This window comes from Bradyrhizobium sp. SPXBL-02, from assembly GCF_051853065.1.
GTDB lineage: Bacteria > Pseudomonadota > Alphaproteobacteria > Rhizobiales > Xanthobacteraceae > Bradyrhizobium.
On sequence record NZ_CP182474.1, the window covers coordinates 7,425,115 to 7,443,292 of the forward strand.

22 protein-coding genes are annotated in these 18,178 nt (G+C 65.8%); 11 read left to right on the top strand and 11 right to left on the bottom strand.

Features of this window, described 5'->3' with window-relative positions; genetic code table 11:
* Nucleotides 1-23: 23 nt before the first annotated feature.
* Both ACNJYD_RS34440 and ACNJYD_RS34445 read right to left on the bottom strand, forming a co-directional pair.
* A complete protein-coding gene (locus ACNJYD_RS34440; RefSeq protein ID WP_439364636.1) occupies nucleotides 24-1,241 on the bottom strand; it encodes a DUF1501 domain-containing protein in 1,218 nt (405 codons plus the stop codon).
* A gap of 2 nt (nucleotides 1,242-1,243) precedes the next feature.
* Nucleotides 1,244-2,800: a DUF1800 domain-containing protein gene (locus ACNJYD_RS34445; RefSeq protein WP_212259386.1), complete on the bottom strand. Its 1,557-nt coding sequence runs from the start codon at nucleotides 2,798-2,800 to the stop codon at nucleotides 1,244-1,246.
* 117 nt (nucleotides 2,801-2,917) lie between these two features.
* Here ACNJYD_RS34445 and ACNJYD_RS34450 point away from each other — a divergent pair, with 117 nt between their 5' ends.
* Nucleotides 2,918-3,121 (top strand): cysteine-rich CWC family protein, encoded by a 204-nt coding sequence (locus tag ACNJYD_RS34450; protein ID WP_246571893.1) that lies wholly within the window; start codon nucleotides 2,918-2,920, stop codon nucleotides 3,119-3,121.
* A gap of 98 nt (nucleotides 3,122-3,219) precedes the next feature.
* Here the strand turns inward: ACNJYD_RS34450 and ACNJYD_RS34455 are convergent, their stop codons facing one another.
* The 3 genes from ACNJYD_RS34455 to ACNJYD_RS34465 all read right to left on the bottom strand — a co-directional run bounded on the left by ACNJYD_RS34455 (nucleotide 3,220) and on the right by ACNJYD_RS34465 (nucleotide 5,037).
* Nucleotides 3,220-3,915 (bottom strand): glutathione S-transferase family protein, encoded by a 696-nt coding sequence (locus tag ACNJYD_RS34455; protein ID WP_212259385.1) that lies wholly within the window; start codon nucleotides 3,913-3,915, stop codon nucleotides 3,220-3,222.
* Nucleotides 3,916-4,030: 115 nt separating this feature from the next.
* On the bottom strand, nucleotides 4,031-4,261 hold the full coding sequence (locus ACNJYD_RS34460) for a hypothetical protein (protein WP_212259384.1): 231 nt from the start codon (nucleotides 4,259-4,261) through the stop codon (nucleotides 4,031-4,033).
* A complete protein-coding gene (locus ACNJYD_RS34465; RefSeq protein ID WP_172788733.1) occupies nucleotides 4,258-5,037 on the bottom strand; it encodes a sulfite exporter TauE/SafE family protein in 780 nt (259 codons plus the stop codon). The genes ACNJYD_RS34460 and ACNJYD_RS34465 overlap by 4 nt, the downstream gene beginning before the upstream one ends.
* A 261-nt stretch (nucleotides 5,038-5,298) precedes the next feature.
* Here ACNJYD_RS34465 and ACNJYD_RS34470 point away from each other — a divergent pair, with 261 nt between their 5' ends.
* The 4 genes from ACNJYD_RS34470 to uvrB all read left to right on the top strand — a co-directional run bounded on the left by ACNJYD_RS34470 (nucleotide 5,299) and on the right by uvrB (nucleotide 9,867).
* Nucleotides 5,299-6,213, top strand: a complete 915-nt coding sequence (locus tag ACNJYD_RS34470; RefSeq protein ID WP_271509028.1) for a LysR substrate-binding domain-containing protein — start codon at nucleotides 5,299-5,301, stop codon at nucleotides 6,211-6,213.
* A 100-nt stretch (nucleotides 6,214-6,313) separates the two neighbouring features.
* On the top strand, nucleotides 6,314-6,538 hold the full coding sequence (locus tag ACNJYD_RS34475) for a hypothetical protein (protein WP_172788735.1): 225 nt from the start codon (nucleotides 6,314-6,316) through the stop codon (nucleotides 6,536-6,538).
* 48 nt (nucleotides 6,539-6,586) lie between these two features.
* Nucleotides 6,587-6,814, top strand: coding sequence for a hypothetical protein (locus tag ACNJYD_RS34480; RefSeq protein ID WP_439364637.1), 228 nt, complete (start codon nucleotides 6,587-6,589; stop codon nucleotides 6,812-6,814).
* Nucleotides 6,815-6,906: 92 nt separating this feature from the next.
* Nucleotides 6,907-9,867: an excinuclease ABC subunit UvrB gene (gene uvrB / locus ACNJYD_RS34485; protein ID WP_172788737.1), complete on the top strand. Its 2,961-nt coding sequence runs from the start codon at nucleotides 6,907-6,909 to the stop codon at nucleotides 9,865-9,867.
* Nucleotides 9,868-9,971: 104 nt separating this feature from the next.
* On the opposite strand, the gene ACNJYD_RS34490 is transcribed toward uvrB, so the two are convergent.
* Nucleotides 9,972-10,358 carry a hypothetical protein gene (locus ACNJYD_RS34490; protein ID WP_212259382.1) on the bottom strand — a complete coding sequence of 129 codons (387 nt, stop codon included), beginning with the start codon at nucleotides 10,356-10,358 and terminating at the stop codon, nucleotides 9,972-9,974.
* 633 nt (nucleotides 10,359-10,991) lie between these two features.
* Between ACNJYD_RS34490 and ACNJYD_RS34495 the strand changes: the two genes are divergently transcribed.
* The 5 genes from ACNJYD_RS34495 to ACNJYD_RS34515 all read left to right on the top strand — a co-directional run bounded on the left by ACNJYD_RS34495 (nucleotide 10,992) and on the right by ACNJYD_RS34515 (nucleotide 14,435).
* Nucleotides 10,992-11,429 (top strand): nuclear transport factor 2 family protein, encoded by a 438-nt coding sequence (locus ACNJYD_RS34495; protein ID WP_172788739.1) that lies wholly within the window; start codon nucleotides 10,992-10,994, stop codon nucleotides 11,427-11,429.
* Nucleotides 11,430-11,628: 199 nt separating this feature from the next.
* The gene (locus ACNJYD_RS34500) at nucleotides 11,629-12,069 is read left to right on the top strand and encodes a nuclear transport factor 2 family protein (RefSeq protein WP_439364638.1); all 441 of its coding nucleotides are present in this window, start codon (nucleotides 11,629-11,631) and stop codon (nucleotides 12,067-12,069) included.
* A gap of 371 nt (nucleotides 12,070-12,440) precedes the next feature.
* Nucleotides 12,441-13,349, top strand: coding sequence for a hypothetical protein (locus ACNJYD_RS34505; RefSeq protein ID WP_439364639.1), 909 nt, complete (start codon nucleotides 12,441-12,443; stop codon nucleotides 13,347-13,349).
* Between the two features lie 246 nt (nucleotides 13,350-13,595).
* Entirely contained in the window at nucleotides 13,596-14,018 is a 423-nt protein-coding gene (locus ACNJYD_RS34510) for a hypothetical protein (protein WP_172788742.1), read from the top strand.
* Nucleotides 14,019-14,297: 279 nt separating this feature from the next.
* Nucleotides 14,298-14,435, top strand: coding sequence for a hypothetical protein (locus ACNJYD_RS34515; protein ID WP_007614812.1), 138 nt, complete (start codon nucleotides 14,298-14,300; stop codon nucleotides 14,433-14,435).
* Nucleotides 14,436-14,473: 38 nt separating this feature from the next.
* Here the strand turns inward: ACNJYD_RS34515 and ACNJYD_RS34520 are convergent, their stop codons facing one another.
* From ACNJYD_RS34520 to ACNJYD_RS34530, 3 genes are all read right to left on the bottom strand, one after another.
* Nucleotides 14,474-14,620, bottom strand: a complete 147-nt coding sequence (locus tag ACNJYD_RS34520) for a hypothetical protein (protein WP_027545961.1) — start codon at nucleotides 14,618-14,620, stop codon at nucleotides 14,474-14,476.
* Nucleotides 14,621-14,900: 280 nt separating this feature from the next.
* A complete protein-coding gene (locus ACNJYD_RS34525; protein WP_439364640.1) occupies nucleotides 14,901-15,380 on the bottom strand; it encodes a MaoC family dehydratase in 480 nt (159 codons plus the stop codon).
* Nucleotides 15,380-15,832 carry a MaoC family dehydratase gene (locus ACNJYD_RS34530; RefSeq protein WP_260380970.1) on the bottom strand — a complete coding sequence of 151 codons (453 nt, stop codon included), beginning with the start codon at nucleotides 15,830-15,832 and terminating at the stop codon, nucleotides 15,380-15,382. Before ACNJYD_RS34530 ends, ACNJYD_RS34525 begins: the two co-directional genes overlap by 1 nt.
* Before the next feature lie 179 nt (nucleotides 15,833-16,011).
* On the opposite strand from ACNJYD_RS34530, the gene ACNJYD_RS34535 reads away from it, so the two are divergent.
* Nucleotides 16,012-16,308 carry a DUF4282 domain-containing protein gene (locus ACNJYD_RS34535; RefSeq protein WP_018648333.1) on the top strand — a complete coding sequence of 99 codons (297 nt, stop codon included), beginning with the start codon at nucleotides 16,012-16,014 and terminating at the stop codon, nucleotides 16,306-16,308.
* Nucleotides 16,309-16,456: 148 nt separating this feature from the next.
* On the opposite strand, the gene ychF is transcribed toward ACNJYD_RS34535, so the two are convergent.
* Entirely contained in the window at nucleotides 16,457-17,554 is a 1,098-nt protein-coding gene (ychF, locus tag ACNJYD_RS34540) for a redox-regulated ATPase YchF (protein WP_172788745.1), read from the bottom strand.
* 5 nt (nucleotides 17,555-17,559) lie between these two features.
* Nucleotides 17,560-18,165 carry an aminoacyl-tRNA hydrolase gene (gene pth, locus ACNJYD_RS34545; protein WP_439364641.1) on the bottom strand — a complete coding sequence of 202 codons (606 nt, stop codon included), beginning with the start codon at nucleotides 18,163-18,165 and terminating at the stop codon, nucleotides 17,560-17,562.
* Between the last annotated feature and the right edge of the window lie 13 nt (nucleotides 18,166-18,178).

Sequence of the window (18,178 nt, forward strand, 5' to 3'; positions counted from 1 at the left end):
AGAAGTGCGGGGAGAGGTTTAAGTCAGACCACCAATCCCTTCATCGGCCTTGCGCTTGGGCTGTCGGGGAACACCGTCTCTGCCAGCACGCGATCGGACAGGCCGAACTGGTCCTGCAGCACGCCTTTGATCACCGAGCGCAGATCCGTCGTCGGCTTGAGGTCGCGGCTCTCATACAGGCTTGCGAGCTTGAGGCCCGGCCAGTCCGAAATGACGCGGCCGCCTTTCACCGCGCCGCCGGCGAGCAAGGCGATCGTGCCGGTGCCGTGATCGGTGCCCTCGGTGCCGTTGATGCGCGCGGTGCGGCCGAACTCGGTGGCGACGACCACGACAGTGTCGCGCCAGCGATTCCCGAGGCCGCTCTCGAACTCGGCGAGCGCGCCGTCGAGACCGCCGAGCAGGAAGGCGAGACGCCCCACAGGGCCGCCTTCATTGGCATGCGTGTCCCAGCCGTCGAAGGCGAGCGCGGCGATGCGCGGGCCATCATCGGCCGCCATCAGCTTTGCAGCGACGCGCGCGACCTGCCGCATCTGCGTGACGGCGTTGCCGCGTGTCGCTTTCATGTCGTCGCCGCTCGCCGCCTTGTCGAGCTGGAGGCCTTGCGACAACGCGGAGGCCAAGGCGGGATCGCGGTGACGGTAGAGCTCGACGAGGCGCATCGCGGTGTCGTCATCGGCCTGCGGCAGCGCGACCGGCGCCCAGCCCACGGTCGGCGCGCTGCCGCGCAGCACCAGCGGCGTAGTGGGACCGACCGCAAGCCCGCTCGATACGCGCTCGCCGCGCGGCAGCGCTTCGAGCGCGCGATTGAGCCAGCCGGACTGCACGCGGCCCGGGCCGGCATAGCCGCTTTCGAGCACGTCCTGGCCGTCGAAATGCGAGCGGTCGCGATAGGGTGTCGCGATCGCATGGATCACCGCCGCGTGCTTGTCGCGATACATGCGCGCGAATTCCGGCATCGCCGGATGCAGGCCGAAGAACGAGTCCAGCATGATCGCGGGATGCGCACCATCGGCCGCAAGCGCAATCGATCCGTGCAGGCCGGCATAATCGGGGTCGCCGATCGGCGCGACGGTCGAGAGCCCGTCCAGCGCGCCGCGCAAGATCACCACGACCAACCGCGGATCGCGCCCGTCGGCCGCGCGGGCGAATTTCGGCAAGTAGGCCCAGGCTGCAAACGAGGCGCCGCCGAGCAGCAGACCACGGCGGGACGTGAGGAGCCGGTTCTCGACGCAGTCGGTCATCATCATCTCCTCTGCATTTCCGGCGACATCAACAGCAGCGCTAGCGCCTGCTGCCGCGACTCCGCACGCTCGATGGTCCGCCGCGTCTCGGCCGAGGCGGCATCGGCGGCGCCAAACTCCAGGAGATCGAGCGGATCGATGTTGTTGCCGAGCCGCGCACCGATCTGCGCCGCGATGTCGAGCCTGAGCTTGATGCCTTCAGGCGCAGCCCAGGCGGCATTGGTATCTGGAAAGCCGTTGGGGCCCGGCGGCGACCACAGCGGCTGGCCGAGCAGATTGAGGTTGTTCAGATAGGCGCCGGGATCCTCCGGCACGCGCGCCAGCAGCCGGCCGCTCGCAACCAGGAAATCGTATGGCGAGCGCATCTTGGTGAGCGGCGCCTTCCATGCTTGATCGGAATCGACCAGCGCCGTCGCCAGCGCCTTGAGATCGCCGTCGGTCTTGACGAAGACGTCGCGCAGGCGCGCAACGAGCGCCGGCGGCGGATCGTCGGCGACGAAGTGACGGACGAACTTGGTGGCGATGAAACTCGCGGTCGAGGGATGCCGCGCGAGATCGGCGAGCGCGGCTTCGCCCTGTGCGAGGCCCGCCTGGTCGTAGGTCTTGCCGAGCAGGATCTGCGGCCCGGGCTGATGCGCATTGACGTTGAAGACGAAGGAGCCGGGGATTCCGAGCTGCCCCTGCCTGCCGGCAAAGGTCCAGCCGGTGATGATGCGCGCGAGCGAGGTGACGTCGCCTTGCGTGTAGCCGCCGCCGACGCCGAGCGTATGCAGCTCCATGATCTCGCGGGCGAGATTTTCGTTCAGCCCGCGCTTGCGGTTTTGCCCGGCGCGCGAGTCAGGTCCAAGCGACTGCTGGTTGTCGAGGAAGAACAGCATCGCCGGATGCTGCTCGACCGCCCTCAGCATGTCGGCGAAGCGCCCGAGCACGTGCGGCCGGATCGCCTCGCGCTCGAACGCGCCGGCCCAGATCCGCGCCAGCTCGCCCTTGCTGGCGGAGATGCAGAAATGATTGGACCAGAACGCGACGAGGCGCTCGGTGAAGCCGCACTCGACGAGCGTGGCGCGCTGCAACCGCGCCAGCGCCTCGGCGCGAAAGGTTTTCTGGATCACGTTGAGCGGTTGCGGCGCAGGCTTGGCGGCGGGCTGCGGCGCGGCCGCGCTCGGCTGCATGGCCTCCGGCTTCGGTGCGCTGTCGGCGGGCTTTGCATCGGCCATTTGGCCGGTGATCTCTGCCGCTGCATTCAGCGAGAGATTGCGGCGCAAGGGTGGCTTCTGATCGGCAGGCGCTTGTGCCGGCGTCTCGACGGGCGCGGCGGCCTTCGCCGCCTCACGCGCCTGCTTGATCTCGTCCTGATAGGCAAACACGGCCTGCCCGAGCTGCGGCGTCGATTGCAGGCCCGGCGCTTCCAGCAGCATGCCATTGGGACGCGAAAGGTCCGCCTTCACGAAGCCGCGCGGGTCGGAGCTTGCGTTGATGAGATCGCCCGATGCACCGCCGCGGGCGCCGAAGCCGAAGCGGTTGAGCGCGATGAGGGCGGCTTGCGAATCGCGGGCCATCGATGATCTGTCCTTCGCGCGTTGGGAGGTGCTTTCCTGCGACGCGGGCGGCGCGTAATATACCGCAGCGACAGATGAACCCGACATGAAAATGACGGCGAAGCTTCGACGTAAATCATGACAAATCCGAAAGAAATGCCGTCAGCGCCGGCACTTGCGCGCCGTCTCACGTGTTCCCGCTGCGGCAGCGAATTCGGCTGCGATCTCTCGGGCAATTGCTGGTGCGCGGAAGAGACGGCGCGGCTGCCGATGCCGATCGAGGGCGCGGACTGCCTGTGCCGGGAGTGTTTAAGGAAAGCGGCGGCGGAGGCAGTCTCGTAGGGTGAGCAAAGCGAAGCGTGCCCACGCATTCTTGGCGATCGCGAGAGATGGTGGGCACGGCGCTTTGCGCCTTTGCCCATCCTACGAAACTACGTGCGTTACACCGCAAATCCCGGCGACTTGCGCGCCATGCCGTCGAACGCATCCAGCAGCTTTTCGCGCCAGGCATAGACCGGATCATCCGCGTCGAGCAGCTTGAACGGGCTGACCACGCGCGCCCATTGGAATCCGCCGAACACGATGTAGTCGGCGTAGTTCGGCGCATTCCCGCCGATGAAGGGCTGCGTCTTGAAGGTCTGCCGCATGATCTCCAGCGATTTGCGGAACGCGACGATGCCGGTGTCGCGGCTCGCCTGGACCTCTTCCAGGCCCTTGCCGAACCGCGCCTCGCGCGACTTGCGGAAATAGGCGGCATCGACCTCATTCAGATTCTTCGGGATGTCGGCGATAACAAGCGGAGAGAGACCGCCGACGATCGCGATGTCGCCCCACGCATTGATCATGCGCGCCATGGCGCGGCCGCCCTCGCCGCCGAACAGCGACGGGCGATCCGGAAAATTGTCCTCGAGATAGTTCGCGATGGTCCAGGAATCGACCACCGGCTTGTCGAGATGCAGCAGCACCGGGACCCTCTCCGAGCCGTGCGGCGCGATGGCGCTCTTCTCGGTGAAGCGCCAGGGCAGCGTCTCCGCCGCAAGGCCCTTGTGCGCCAGCGCCATCCGCGTGCGCCAGCAATACGGGCTGAAGGGGCGCGTGGGATCGGTGCCGACGAGTTCGTAGAGCTTGAGCGACATTGGCTGGTGCTCCGTCATTGCGAGCGCAGCGAAGCAATCCAGACTGCCGCCGCAGAAACATTCTGGATTGCTTCGCTGGCGCTCGCAATGACGTTTGTGGAGGCAGAAGTGGGTCTCACCGCCCGTTGGCGCGCAACAGCCTCTCGCCGCCTTCCGTCACCGCGATCACCAGCCCGAGACCTGCAATCGTCTCGCGCGCGACGTAGCCGCGCTCGGCGGCGTCTTCCCAGATGGTGAGGCGCGGGCACGAGGTCTTCCAGGTCGCGAGCACCTCGGCGTAGGCGCGCGGCTCGCGCGCCACCCATTCGACGAAGTCCAGCACCAGCGGATCGGCCGTCTCGCTCATTGCAAACCTCCCTTGTCGAAGGCGGCCAGAACCGGCGCACGCAGCAACAGCCAGCCGCCATAGGCGATGTAGTAGCAGGCGATGGTGGTGATCAGCTTGTTCGACCAGGCGATGAACTGCTGGTCGGTCATGGCTTCGAGGATGCGCCGCGCCAGCGTGGTGCCGAGCATCGAGGCTGCGATCGCGACCGCAGCGAGCACGGGATCGAGGCTCGCGGCCTGATCGATGATGCCGCCGAAATAAATCAGCTTGGTGAAATGGCTGATGAGCTGGCACATCGCTTTCGTCGCCACCTTCTCGCGCCGGCCGAAATCGCCGCCGAGGAAGAAGGTGTCGAGCAGCGGGCCGGAGACGCCGGTCATCAGCATCAGGCCCATGCAGATCGTGCCATAGACCGTGCCCTGCCAGAGCCTGTCAGGATCCGGCTTGATGTTCGCGGGCAGGAGCCGCGCCATGAACGGCGTGGCGCCGAGCAGCAGCAGCGCCGTCGGCTTGTCCGGCACGTAGCGGGTCAGCGACCAGGCGGCGAGCGCCACGGTCGCGCCGACCATGTAGTTCGCAACCGGCCGCCAGCGGATATGCGCCCGCCACAGGAACGCCCGCCAGCCGTTCGAGGCCATCTGCGTGATCGCATGCAGCACCATCGCGGTCGGCAGCGGCATCAAGGCCAGCAGCACGCCGATCAGGATCAGCCCGCCTGCCATGCCGAACAGCCCCGACAGGAACGCGGTGGCCACCATCAGCAATCCGAGGGCAGCGATCATGATGGGCGTCACGAGGGTCTCCGGGGTAGCGAGCAAGGGACGCAAGGCTGTCTGCTCCCTCTCCCCGTTCTTACGGGGAGAGGGTGGGGTGAGGGGCTATATCCGCGATCACTGTAACAGTCGGATTCGCGGAGAGTCCCCTCACCCGCCGCGCTTCGCGCGTCGGCCTCTCCCCGCAAGCGGGGAGAGGCGAAGAGGAACGTGCCTTGCTTGCCCCTCTCGCGCAAACTGAGTTATCTTGCCCTGGCATCAGCTTTCCTGAGGGTGGGTCATTTGCGGCGGCTGCTGTTTCTCAACGGCATCAAGGCGTTCGAGGCGGCGGCGCGGACCGGCAGCTTTGCTGCGGCCGGGCTGGAGCTGAGCGTATCGGCGGCCGCCGTCAGCCGCATGGTGCACCTGCTCGAAGAACGGCTCGGCGTCGCCCTGTTCGAGCGCAAGGCCAATCGCCTGGTGCTGACGCAGGCGGGCCGCGCCTATCAAGGCGGGCTGACCCCGATCTTCGATGCGCTGGCGAGCCTCACGGCACAGGTGACGGCGCCCGCCAGCGTGCGCGTGCTCACCATCGGCGTCGGCCACACCTTTGCGATGCGCTGGCTGATCCCGCGCCTGTCGGAGTTTCGCAGCGAGGAGCCCGACATCGAGGTGCGCTTCACCACCGGCGGCGCCGCGGTGCCGTTCGGCGAGGACTGGAGCTGCGGCATCAAGCTCGGCACCGGCGACTGGCCCGGCCTCGTCGCCGAGCCGCTGTTCGCCGGCGACCTCACCCCCGTCTGCGTGCCGCGCCTGGCCGGCGGATTGAAGCGCCCGGCCGACCTGAAGGGGCCGAGCCTGATCCGCGTCGCGCACTCACCCGAGGACTGGCCGATCTGGCTGAAGGCGGCGGGCACGGCGAGGATCAGCGCGCGCGGGCCCGAGTTCCAGTTCTACGGCCAGGCGCTGCAGGCCGCCGCCGACGGGCTCGGCATCGCCATGGGCATCCGCCCCTATATCGACGACGATCTCGCGGCCGGCCGGCTGGTGGCGCCGTTCGACCTCTCGGTGCCCAAGGGCATGCGCTGGTACCTGCTCTATCGCAGCTTCCAGACCGAGCAGCGCGACTTTGCCGCGTTCCGCCGCTGGATCATGCGGGCGGCATCGGAACCCGCTGCCCGCCCGCGCAAGATCGGCCGCGCTGCAGCGCGGAACTGAAGGCGGGCAAAAAAGCCGCCTGCTTGTGAACGGCTTCACATCCCAAAATCCGCAAATGTGGTCCCCTGACCCTCCGAAAAGAAACGTGGGACCTACACTCATGACGACCCTCTACGACGGCTTTGACATCGAATCCTTCGAAGCTGGCAAGGGGCTGTGGCACGCGCGGATCCGCCGTGCCGATCTCAGCCCGGTGGCCATCGACGGCGTGCTGTTTCCGGCCATGGAAGTCGGCTTCGCCTGGCCCGATCGCGATGCCGCGATTGCCGATGCCAAGCACCACATCGATCGTTTCCGCCTGCGGGCCGACAGCGACGACGAATAGGCGGTCCGCAGCCGGACCAGGGCGGCGAAAAAAGGGGGCAAACCGGTCATGTCCATCATCGAAACCGATGCAGCTCGGCCGCGGATCTACGCCCGCGCAGTGCTGTCCAATTGCCCGGAATGCGACGGCGATCTCACAGTGCTCCGCGTGATCGGCGGCCGCGCCGGATGCGAGTACTGGACCATGCGCTGCACCGATTGCGGCGGCATTCATCTCGACATCCTCGAGCCGAATGTCGCCGCCGGGAACGACGACGGGCCGCTGCCGGCGGCGTGAACGGAAGGCTGCTGCCAACCTGCTGTCAGCAGCCTGCATGGCCACGGGCGTTCACCCTTTATTGCGGGGCAGACTCGTCCCATATTCGCCTCATGGCGAAGAAACCTGCTCCCCCCAAATCCCCCAAAACCAAGGCTCCGAACTCGAAGGCGCATCGCCCCGATGTGCAGCCGATCGGGCCGGCGCTCGCCGAATTGCTCAATCCCGCGATCAATCGCGGCGATGCGGGCTTGGGATCAGGCACAGGCCTGCAGCCGCCGCCGGACAATTCGCGCGACCGCCGCGCCGGGGGCGAAGCCGCCGCGCATCGCGCGCGGGCTTCGACGCCGAAGGAGTTTCCGCAAGATGCGGCGCGGCCGATGCCGCTGCGGCCCAATCCGCAGCCGCCGGGCGCTCGTCAGTCCAGTGAGCTTGCTGGGCTGGAGGAGGCGCCGCAAGCCAATTACGGAACCGCGGCCACGATTCCGACGCTCGATCCGGAACTGGCGCGACAGCTCGGCCTGCCCACCGAGGAGGACGATGCCGAAGCGCTGGCGCGTCCGCCGCGTTCCAAGATGGAGGCACTGGGCGTCAAGGCCACCGCGGATGCGCTGGAATCGCTGATCCGCGAGGGCCGGCCGGAGTTCCGCAAGAACGACGGCTCCATGAAGGTGTGGACGCCGCACCGGCCGCCGCGCCCGGAAAAGTCCGAAGGCGGCGTGCGCTTCGAGATCAAGTCGTCCTACGAGCCCAAGGGCGACCAGCCGACGGCGATCGCCGAACTGGTCGAGGGCATCGACCGCAACGACCGTTCGCAGGTGCTGCTCGGGGTCACCGGCTCGGGCAAGACCTACACCATGGCCAAGGTGATCGAGGCGACGCAGCGCCCGGCCCTGATCCTGGCGCCGAACAAGACGCTGGCCGCGCAGCTCTATGGCGAGTTCAAGAACTTTTTTCCCGACAACGCGGTCGAGTATTTCGTCAGCTATTACGACTACTACCAGCCGGAAGCGTATGTGCCCCGCACGGACACGTACATCGAAAAGGATTCGTCGATCAACGAGCAGATCGACCGCATGCGCCACTCGGCGACGCGCGCGCTGCTCGAGCGCGACGACGTCATCATCGTCGCCTCGGTGTCCTGCATCTATGGTATCGGCTCGGTCGAGACATACACCGCGATGACCTTCGCGCTGAAGAAGGGCGAGCGCATCGACCAGCGCCAGCTCATCGCCGACCTGGTCGCGTTGCAGTACAAGCGCACCCAGGCCGATTTCACCCGCGGCACGTTTCGCGTCCGCGGCGACGTGATCGACATCTTCCCGGCGCACTATGAAGACCGCGCCTGGCGCGTGAACCTGTTCGGCGACACCATCGAGAATATCGAGGAGTTCGATCCGCTCACCGGCCACAAGCAGGACGAGCTCGAATTCATCAAGATGTACGCCAACTCGCACTACGTGACGCCGCGCCCGACGCTGGTGCAGGCGATCAAGTCGATCAAGTTCGAATTGAAGCAGCGGCTCGACCAGCTCAACAACCAGGGGCGTCTCCTGGAAGCGCAGCGGCTGGAGCAGCGCACCACCTTCGACCTCGAGATGATGGAGGCGACGGGCAGCTGCGCCGGCATAGAGAACTATTCGCGCTATCTCACCGGGCGTCGCCCCGGCGAGCCGCCGCCGACGCTGTTCGAATACGTGCCCGACAACGCGCTGATCTTCGCTGACGAAAGCCACGTCACCATCCCGCAGATCGGCGCGATGTTCCGCGGCGACTTCCGCCGCAAGGCGACGCTGGCCGAATACGGCTTCCGCCTGCCCTCCTGCATGGACAACCGCCCGCTCCGCTTCGAGGAATGGGACATGATGCGGCCGCAGACCGTCGCGGTGTCCGCGACCCCGGGCAGCTGGGAGCTGAACGAGAGCGGCGGCGTGTTCGTCGAGCAGGTCATTCGCCCGACCGGACTGATCGATCCGCCGGTCGACATCCGCCCGGCGCGCACGCAAGTGGACGATCTCGTCGGGGAAGTGCGCGCCACCGCGCAAGCGGGCTATCGCTCGCTGATCACGGTCCTCACAAAACGCATGGCGGAGGACCTCACCGAATATCTGCATGAGCAGGGCATCCGCGTCCGCTACATGCACAGCGACATCGACACGATCGAGCGCATCGAGATCATCCGCGATCTGCGCTTGGGTGCGTTCGATGCGCTGGTCGGTATCAACCTGCTCCGCGAAGGCCTCGACATTCCCGAATGCGCGCTGGTCGCGATCCTCGATGCCGACAAGGAAGGCTTTTTGCGCAGCGAGACCTCGCTGATCCAGACCATCGGCCGCGCCGCGCGCAATGTCGACGGCAAGGTGATCCTCTATGCCGACCAGATGACCGGCTCGATGGAGCGCGCCATCGCCGAGACCAACCGCCGCCGCGAGAAGCAGGTCGAGTACAACAACGCCAACGGCATCACGCCGGAGAGCGTGAAGAAGCAGATCGGCGACATCCTCAACTCGGTCTACGAGCGCGACCACGTGCTGGTCGAGGTCGGCGGCCACGACATGACCGACGACGTCATCTCGATCGGCCACAATTTCGAGGCCGTGCTCGCCGATCTCGAAACGCGGATGCGCGAGGCCGCCGCCGATCTGAACTTCGAGGAAGCCGCGCGCCTGCGCGACGAGGTCAAGCGCCTGCGCGCGACCGAGCTCGCCGTGGTCGACGACCCCACCGCGAAACAGCGCGTGGTCGCGGGCAAGGCCGGCGCTTATGCCGGCACCAGGAAATATGGCGACGCCGCCAACCTGCCCGTCAGCGCCATGAAGAACAAGAGCGCAGCAACCGCGCTCAAGGCCGGCGGCGGCAAGGGCTCCCGCGTGCACAAACCGCATCTCGACGAGATGCACGGCCCGGAATCGCTGCCCTACCGCGAGAGCCGCGCGCTGCCGTCAAAGCCGTTCGGCAGCACCAGCCGCATCATCCAGCCGACGGATTCGCGGCAGTCGGGGCCGGAGTTCGGGCCCGCGCCGAAGTCGACGGGCGGGGCACCGGGACGACGTGGGGGGTGGAAGAAGAGGTAGGCAACGCAGGTTTATCGGCGACGTTCGTGGTTATGGATTCTCAGATGCGCAATCGCGCATCATAGCTCGCCGCTCTGCGGAATGACACGCGGAGAGATTCCCCCTCACCCCACGCTCGCCGTCACCACGGCCATCACCGACAGCAGCAGCATGATCGTCACCAGTTGCAGCGAAGCGACCGGCTGGGTGCGCCATGCCGTGATCTTGTCGGAGAGCGACAAATGGGCCTCGAAGAATTTCGGCTCGTAGACGGTCTTGAAGAGGTGCGGGAAGCTCGGACCCAAGGTCACGGCCAGCATCGCGTGGGCGAGCGAGGCGAAGGCGACGAAGATGGCGACGCCGGGGTCGCCGACGAGGTCGTGGTTGCCCACGAGCTTGAGCAGGAAGGCCGCGGTGGCGAAGGTCGGGAAGCTCTGCAGGGTCGCGGTCAGCGCGAGGCCTTCGAGCGCGTTATGCAGGCGGGACTTTCTGACGGTGGCGATGGCGGCCATGGCACGTCTCCCTGATGACATGCCGATGACGGTAGCCGCGGCGCCGGCGGAATGATGTGAGATGGGTCACGCGGGGAGCGGTACGGGGCTTCGCCTCTTCCCGGCATGCGGGGACAGGCCGGAAGCCAAAAGTCCGGGTTGAGCTCGCAGCTGCTCTCAACGTCGTCATTGCGAGCGCAGCGAAGCAATCCAGAGTCTTTCCGCGGACGGGATTCTGGATTGCTTCGCTGCGCTCGCAATGACGTGTTGAAGGAGCGCTGCTCCCGATCTCATCGGCAACCCTTCCAGCGCGAGCGAAGCTCGTCGCGGCCAGCATCCGCCTTCGCCAAGGCTTCGGCGGATCAGAGCGGGGCGAGGGAGTAGCCCGCGGGCGTGGCGGAGATCTCGCGTTTGGGCGCCTGCGTGGCGGGACGTTGCGCACGGCTCCATGCGCGTTGCGCGCCAGGCAACCGAACTTGGCGCGAATTCGTGCAGCCATCCCGCAACTCAACCCACAGTTGCGTGCCATGAACCGGGCATTGCGCTCATGCGTCAAAACGTCTGCAACATCCCTGTGATTTCGCGGATTGCCGGTGCGCGACACCGCGCGTTAGCGTTGCGCGACGTCACGGGGCCAAACGAGGACGGGCAGGAATGACGGTGGAGCAGCTGAATCGCCAACGCGTCGTGCATCTGCTCGATGCCTTCGCGCGCGGCGATATCGAGACGGCGCTGGCCTGCTGCACCGACGACGTCTATTTCCTCACCCACGCGCCGATCGATGTGCTGCCGCACATGGTGCCGCGCCATGGCAAGCAGGAGCTGCGCGACCTCTGGCAGACGGTCTGGTCGCGCTATTCGGAGATTCGCTACAAGATGCCGCACATCGTCGCTGAGGGCGAGGCGGTCGCGACCTACATGCACGCATTTTTCAAGAAGCGCAGCAACGACCGCATCGTGCAGTTCGACATCGCGGTGTTCTACACGTTCCGCGGCGGGCTAGTGGCGCAGATCCGCGAGATCATCGATTCCTACGACCTGGTGCAGCAGGTGCTGGAACGGGAGATCGGGCCGCTGATCACGGGGCGGTGAGCGTCGAGACCCGGACAATTACGGGATCCTATTGTAAATCTCACAAAGAGCGATCAAGTGTGCATTGCAAAAACGTGAATTGCGTTTTGGCCGAAATCTGCTATTTCATTCGTATACAAATGAGTTGAGCCCCGGCGCCTGACTGCGCGTGGGGTTGTTTTCCGTTTTTTCCGCAAAGCCAGCTTCAGGACTGCCCCAAATGACAGAGCACAGCCTCTGGCGTTTCTCGCGCGCGTTGCACCGCGCGATCAACGACCGGCATTTCGAGGATATCGAGGCCTTGATCGACGAGGACGTCGAATGGGCGCTCTACGGCCCGATCGACATGTTTCCGTTCCTCGGCGCGCGCCAGGGCAAGAATGCCGTGCTCGACGTCATCCGCCAGCTCGCCGACAATTTCCACGTCCGCCGCTTCGACCGCGAGAGCATCATGCTGGGCGTCGATTCCGCCGCCTCGATGCTGCGCTATTCGCTGACGGCCCTGGATTCCAACAAGCCGATCAGCTTGCGCGTGGCGCAGTTCGCCCAGTTCAAGGCCGGCAAGCTGGTCAGCATGCGGGTGCTGATCGACACCTTCGATCTGGTCGAGCAGGCACTCGGCCGCGCCATTCATCTGCCGAAGATGACCAGCGTCGGCTAACGCATGATCCGGACCCGAAGGGCCGCGTTAGCGCAAAGTGCGAAGCGGTTTTCCGAAAAGATTATGCGCAAACAACAACCTGAAGCACGATGAAGATCATCGCGCTTTAGGGGGGACGCCAACGGGCCCCGCTGTTCGGGACCGATGACAGGCGATCGCGACGTCCTGGCCTCCAGCCCCGCCGGATGCCGTCGCATCACGAGCTCGTCATCGGGCGCGCGCCTTTCGCGCGGCCCGTTGGTTCGCGTCCCCTGGCGAACCGCCACAATTCCGCAACGATAAATCGGCACCTTCAGCGCCGGAATGGCGCATGGTCATTGCGGCCGCTATAGTGCGGCGGACAGCATGCGCTGGGGTTCGTGGGCAGGACGATGGAATTCTCGACAGGGTTTGGCTGGACCAGGCTGCCGTTGCTGGCAGCCGCATTCATTTTGGGCTCGGCGCTGACGTTACAGGCGCAGATCATTCCGCCCTTCTCTCCGCCGCCATCCGACGACCAGGCCGAGGCGGCCGAAGCTCCCGAGGTCAATGATCCCGACATCATGAAGGGCATCGACGTCGACAAGCTCGACTGGAGCCAGCTCGCGGTCGATGCGGGGACCGGCATCGACCCGATGGCCGCCAAGAAGCGCGCCCAGGCCGCCGCCAGGGAAGGCCTCGACTGGTCGTCGAACCCCAATGCCAACGGCTCCTCCGCGGTGACCGTCAAGCAATCGGTCTTCTCGTTCTGGGATACGCGGATCGGCGCCGACATGACGGTGGCGAGCGAGCCCAAGACGATGTCCGAGCTGCTGGCGCAGAAGGCCAGCAACGGCGGCAACCTGCCGCAATCCTCGGGCAGCGCCTGGGCCACGGCAACCGCGCCGGGCGCGGGCGCGATCTGGGACAAGACCGCGGTGGAAGCCAGGGTCGATCCCGGCGCCGAGCACAGCAAGATCGGGGCGTCACTGACCAAATCGGTGCCGCTGTCGGGCGACACCTCGCTGACGCTGCAGAACGGGTACAGCGTCAACCAGCAGGGCAGCAGTGCGGTCCCCGGCCTCGGCGGCCACGTCACGCGCACTTACGAGACCGACCAGAGCGCCAAGGTCACCGTGACCGACACCGGCACCAGCGTCATTGCCGGCCAGACGCTGTCGACCACCGAGGACAAATGGCTGCGCAAGGTCGGCGCGGAGCAGAAGCTGTTCGACAACGTCACCGTTTCCGGCTCGGTTGGTGAAACCTCGCAAGGCACGCTGAACAAGAGCGTGACCGCGGGCTTCAAGAAGAGCTGGTGAGCCCTTCGCCGCTCCCGCCTGCGGGGAGAGGGAGTGAAGCACCGGCCGAGTTGCGCCCTAACCTCGCCGCAGCCGCCGATTCACACATCCCTAACCATACGCCACGGCAAAACCCCCGAATGGTCCGTCCTTGCCGCATCTCGGCCCATTTGCGGTCAAAATCGGACGCCCTGATGCGGCCTGCCTCACAGACGTCGTCGTGCGGGGGACACTCGCGCTGCGCTCAACGCGAACAGGGGAACAACGATGAACGCCATGCGTCCTGAAAAGGTCGAAGCCACCGAGACCGAAACGGTCGACACCAACCTTGCCGCCGTGACCGAGGTCGAAGCCGGCATCCGCGATTTCGTCCGCAACGACATCGCCTATCTACGCCGTCCGGCCGCGACCACCACCGACGCCCCGCCGCTCGATCCGAGCGCGGAAGCCACCGTCAACAACGTCAACTCGCTGATCCAGCGCGTCGCCGGCACCTCGCTCGCCGAGATCGAGAATTTGATCTCCGAGCTCGAGAGCCTGCGCGACCTGCTCCACGCCGAAGGCCAGCGCGTCCAGCGCGAGATCTCCGGCTACGCCCAGCTCAGCCAGGCCGCGATGAAGTCGACCCGCATGATCGCCGACAACGTCGCGCAGTGGAAGCGCGCCGCCGACGGCCTGCGCAACAGCTGATCGGTCAGCACGCCATCATTGGCCGCCGCGTTCCGGAAGGGACGCGGCGGTTTTGATTTGGGGGGAGGTCTCGTGCCCCGGACGCGATGCGGCACGCAGTGACGCGTCGCAGAGCCGGGGCCCATGTCGCAGTGTGGCCTTCTGGGTCCCGGCTCTGCGCAGCAGCGTTGCACGCTGCAGCGCGGCCGGGACACGAGACTGCGCTTTGAACCCACCGCCCCTTCCCGGCGACAAACGCCAAGCGCCCGTGCCGTCGCGGCCGGGCTCAGGGGACATGTCATGGAAAGCATTCGGCCCGACACCACGGACCCGATCCCGTTGCGGCCCGCGCCGAATCAGTTCGGCACGATCATGCTGCGCTTTGTCGGGTTGCTGGCGGTTGCGATCGCCATCCTGGCCTTCGTCTACAGCCGCTGAGCTGCGGCCGGATGCCGGCCGCGATCATTAACGAATTCTTACCGGGCCGCTTCGACGGTCGAGGCTTCCAGCGTGTAGGCGCCATCGGCATAGCCTTTCACCACCATGCCGGCGACCAGCATCACGGCCAGCGTCGCCGTCGCGAAGATGAATCCAACAAATTTGAGTGCGCCGCGGTCAGCCATGGTCCTCGTCCCCTGTCTCTGCCAATTCGTTTCAAATAGACAGCGACAGGTTCATAATTAGTTAGCAACTCACTGGTTCCGCCAAAAGCTTCGCGGGGTCACCATGTTGCGCAGGCTTATGGCAGCCACCCGGAATCGCGTCCATAGCGCGCGGGCAACACTCGCTCGGTTTCTCTTCCCCTCTCCCCGTTCTTACGGGGAGAGGGTTGGGGTGAGAATTCGACCTCTCCCCGCAAGCGGGGAGAGGTGAAGGGACCGCGACCGCTCGATCAATTCTAAATCACGCGCCCTTGCGCAGCGGCACGAAGGCGGAGGCGGTGATGGAATAGACCTCCTCGCCGCGCTGGTTGGTGCCGATGGTGCGGGCCGTCAAAATGCCCCAGCCAGGACGGGAGGCGGAGGTGCGCTTGTCGATGACGACGCTGACGTAAGAGACGTTGTCGCCGGCGAGCACCGGCCTGATCCAGCGCAGATCGCGAAAGCCCGGCGACGGGCCCCATACCGCAACCTCTTCGCCGCGCGAGGCGGCCTCGCGCGCCAGACGCTGGCCGTCGGCGACAAGCAGGCTCATGCAGGCCGAGCCGACATGCCAACCCGAGGCCGCGAGCCCGCCGAACAGCGAATTCTTGCCCTCCTCCTCGTCGAGGTGAAAGCGCTGCGGATCGAACTTGGCGGCGAATGTCTTGATGGATTCCGCCGTGAACGTGTACGCGCCGATCTCGCGGCGCTGTCCGATCGCGATGTCTTCGAAGTACCGCATCAGGCCGCTCCCTCGCGCCGCTTGATCAGGATCGGCGAGGTCATCTCGGCGAGCGCCTGCCCCGCCGCATTGCGCGCGGTGCATTTGAACTTGACGATGCCGAGCTCAGGACGGCTCTTCGAGACCCGCGCATCCAGGACGTCGACATCGAGCGTGAGATCGTCGCCGGGCCGCAGCGGCGAGAGCCAGCGCACCTCGTCGACGCCGGGAGATCCCAGTGACGCGGCGCGGGTGATGAAGCCGTCGGCCATCATCCGCATCATCAGCGAGCACAGATGCCAGCCCGACCCGGACAGGCCGCGCAGCATGCTTTTGGCCGCGGCCGCCTCGTCCAGGTGCATCGGCTGCGGATCGAACTCGGCGGCGAAGGCCAGAATCTCGTCGCGGGTGACATGGCGCGGGCCGAACGTTCCGAACCGGCCGGGCGGGAAATCTTCGAAGGTCAGGGTCATCTCGGGAAAGCTTTGCGGGAATGACAGATTGTGGCCGCACTTTGCGGCAATCTCAACCCGCCAGCCCGCATGGCTCGTGCTACATACGGGGTGGCCGCGGTTTTGAGTCGGATCAGCCGGGGGCCAGAATGCATCGACGCGGCCCAAATTTGACGTCCCGATTTGCCTTGGGGAAAGCAATGTTTTCATTCAGCGACCTGTTTCAATGGGACCGCTTCATCACGCCGACGATCATCAAGACCTTCTACTGGCTGGTGATCGCGCTGATCTGCCTGTTCGGCCTCTCCGGCATCTTCTCAGGGCTCGCTGCGATGGCGATCAGCCCGTTCGGCGGCTTCCTGGTGCTGCTGTCGTCGATCGCCAGCGTCGTGGTCGGCATCGTGTTCTCGCGCATCGTCGCGGAGCTGATCCTGATCGTCTTCCGCATCAACGAGCATCTCGGCGCGATCCGGGACCAGGGCGGCGGGATGCGGTGAGGTCGGCGCAAGTGCCGTAGGGTGGGTTAGGCGAAGCCGTAACCCACCTCTTCTGTCTCTGCGGACCGAGACAGTGGTGGGTTACGCCGAGCAGATGCGCTTCGCGCATATGCTCGTCTAACCCACCCTACGGCACCGATGATGGTGCCTACGTATTAAACCTGAAATGCATCACGTCACCGTCGGCGACGACGTAGTCCTTGCCCTCGAGGCGGAGCTTGCCGGCATCGCGGGCACCGGCTTCGCCGCCGAGCGCGACGTAATCCTCGTACGCGATGGTCTCGGCGCGGATAAACCCCTTCTCGAAATCGGTGTGGATCACGCCGGCCGCGCCGGGCGCCTTGGTGCCGCGATGGATGGTCCAGGCGCGCGCTTCCTTCGGACCCACCGTGAAATAGGTGATGAGATGAAGCAGCGAGTAGCCGGCGCGGATCAGGCGATCGAGGCCGGCCTCTTCGAGGCCCAAGGTCTCCAGGAAGTCCGCGCGCTCGTCACGCGAGATGGTCGCGATCTCGGATTCGATCTTGGCGGAGATGACGACGGCGACCGCGCCCTCCTTCGCAGCCTGCTCCTCGACCGCCTTGGAGAAGGCGTTGCCGGTCGCGGCCGAACCTTCCTCGACGTTGCAGACATAGAGCACGGGCTTTGACGACAGGAGGCCGAGCATCGAGAAGGCGCGCTCCTCCTCCGCCTTGCGCTCGACGAGGCGCGCGGGCTTGCCGTCGCGCAGCAGCACCAGGGTGCGGTTGACGAGATCGAGCTGCTCCTTGGCGTCCTTGTCGTTGCCCTTGGCCTTCTTGGTGAGGTTGTCGACGCGCTTTTCGAGGCTGTCGAGATCGGCGAGCATCAGCTCGGTCTCGATGGTCTCGATGTCGGCCAGCGGGGCGATCTTGCCTTCGACATGGGTGATGTCGGAGTCTTCGAAACAGCGCACCACATGCGCGATGGCGTCGACCTCGCGGATATTGGCCAGGAACTGGTTGCCGAGCCCTTCGCCCTTGGAGGCGCCGCGCACGAGGCCGGCGATGTCGACGAAGGTCAGCCGGGTCGGGATGATCTGGCCCGACTTGGCGATCGCCGCGAGCTTGTCGAGCCTGGGATCAGGCACGGCGACCTCGCCGACATTCGGCTCGATGGTGCAGAACGGATAGTTCGCGGCCTGCGCCGCGGCCGTCTCGGTCAGCGCATTGAACAAGGTCGACTTGCCGACATTGGGCAATCCGACGATCCCGCATTTGAATCCCACGAGCGTTATTCCTTGCCGTTCTCGTCCTTGGTCAAAAATCCCTTCGCCTGCATCGCAAGATGCACCCTGTTGGCAAAGGTCGCGTCCGTGCCCTTGGCGAGCAGTGCGGCGTGCTCGGCGACCGCGTCGCAGAGCGTCGCCACCCATTCGTTGTCGGCCTTGACGAAGTCCGACAGCACATGGCCGTGCACCATCTCCTTGACGCCGGGATGACCGATGCCGAGCCGCACCCGGCGATAATCGTTGCCGATATGCGCCGAGATCGAGCGCAGGCCGTTATGGCCGGCGATGCCGCCGCCGATCTTCACCCGCACCTTGCCCGGCGGCAGCTCGAGCTCGTCGTGGAACACGGTGGTGTCCCCTGGCGCGATCTTGAAGAAGCTCGCCGCTTCCTGAACGCTGCGGCCGGACTCGTTCATGTAGGTCGTGGGCTTGAGCAGGATCACGCGCTCAGTGCCGAGCGCACCTTCCGAGGTCTCGCCCTGAAAACGGCGGCGCCATGGCGCAAAGCCATGACGCCGCGCAATCTCGTCGACGGCCATGAAGCCGATATTGTGCCGGTTACGTGCGTATTTCGCGCCGGGATTGCCGAGCCCAACAAAGAGTCGCATGACGCGGCGCGCC

Bases quoted from the DNA above. Each gene is read 5' to 3' on its own strand.
- ACNJYD_RS34440 (WP_439364636.1), bottom strand. From the start codon at position 1,241: ATGACCGACTGCGTCGAGAACCGGCTCCTCACGTCCCGCCGTGGTCTG.
- ACNJYD_RS34445 (WP_212259386.1), bottom strand. From the start codon at position 2,800: ATGGCCCGCGATTCGCAAGCCGCCCTCATCGCGCTCAACCGCTTCGGC.
- ACNJYD_RS34450 (WP_246571893.1), top strand. From the start codon at position 2,918: ATGACAAATCCGAAAGAAATGCCGTCAGCGCCGGCACTTGCGCGCCGT.
- ACNJYD_RS34455 (WP_212259385.1), bottom strand. From the start codon at position 3,915: ATGTCGCTCAAGCTCTACGAACTCGTCGGCACCGATCCCACGCGCCCC.
- ACNJYD_RS34460 (WP_212259384.1), bottom strand. From the start codon at position 4,261: ATGAGCGAGACGGCCGATCCGCTGGTGCTGGACTTCGTCGAATGGGTG.
- ACNJYD_RS34475 (WP_172788735.1), top strand. From the start codon at position 6,314: ATGACGACCCTCTACGACGGCTTTGACATCGAATCCTTCGAAGCTGGC.
- ACNJYD_RS34480 (WP_439364637.1), top strand. From the start codon at position 6,587: ATGTCCATCATCGAAACCGATGCAGCTCGGCCGCGGATCTACGCCCGC.
- uvrB (WP_172788737.1), top strand. From the start codon at position 6,907: ATGGCGAAGAAACCTGCTCCCCCCAAATCCCCCAAAACCAAGGCTCCG.
- ACNJYD_RS34490 (WP_212259382.1), bottom strand. From the start codon at position 10,358: ATGGCCGCCATCGCCACCGTCAGAAAGTCCCGCCTGCATAACGCGCTC.
- ACNJYD_RS34495 (WP_172788739.1), top strand. From the start codon at position 10,992: ATGACGGTGGAGCAGCTGAATCGCCAACGCGTCGTGCATCTGCTCGAT.
- ACNJYD_RS34500 (WP_439364638.1), top strand. From the start codon at position 11,629: ATGACAGAGCACAGCCTCTGGCGTTTCTCGCGCGCGTTGCACCGCGCG.
- ACNJYD_RS34505 (WP_439364639.1), top strand. From the start codon at position 12,441: ATGGAATTCTCGACAGGGTTTGGCTGGACCAGGCTGCCGTTGCTGGCA.
- ACNJYD_RS34510 (WP_172788742.1), top strand. From the start codon at position 13,596: ATGAACGCCATGCGTCCTGAAAAGGTCGAAGCCACCGAGACCGAAACG.
- ACNJYD_RS34515 (WP_007614812.1), top strand. From the start codon at position 14,298: ATGGAAAGCATTCGGCCCGACACCACGGACCCGATCCCGTTGCGGCCC.
- ACNJYD_RS34520 (WP_027545961.1), bottom strand. From the start codon at position 14,620: ATGGCTGACCGCGGCGCACTCAAATTTGTTGGATTCATCTTCGCGACG.
- ACNJYD_RS34525 (WP_439364640.1), bottom strand. From the start codon at position 15,380: ATGCGGTACTTCGAAGACATCGCGATCGGACAGCGCCGCGAGATCGGC.
- ACNJYD_RS34530 (WP_260380970.1), bottom strand. From the start codon at position 15,832: ATGACCCTGACCTTCGAAGATTTCCCGCCCGGCCGGTTCGGAACGTTC.
- ACNJYD_RS34535 (WP_018648333.1), top strand. From the start codon at position 16,012: ATGTTTTCATTCAGCGACCTGTTTCAATGGGACCGCTTCATCACGCCG.
- pth (WP_439364641.1), bottom strand. From the start codon at position 18,165: ATGCGACTCTTTGTTGGGCTCGGCAATCCCGGCGCGAAATACGCACGT.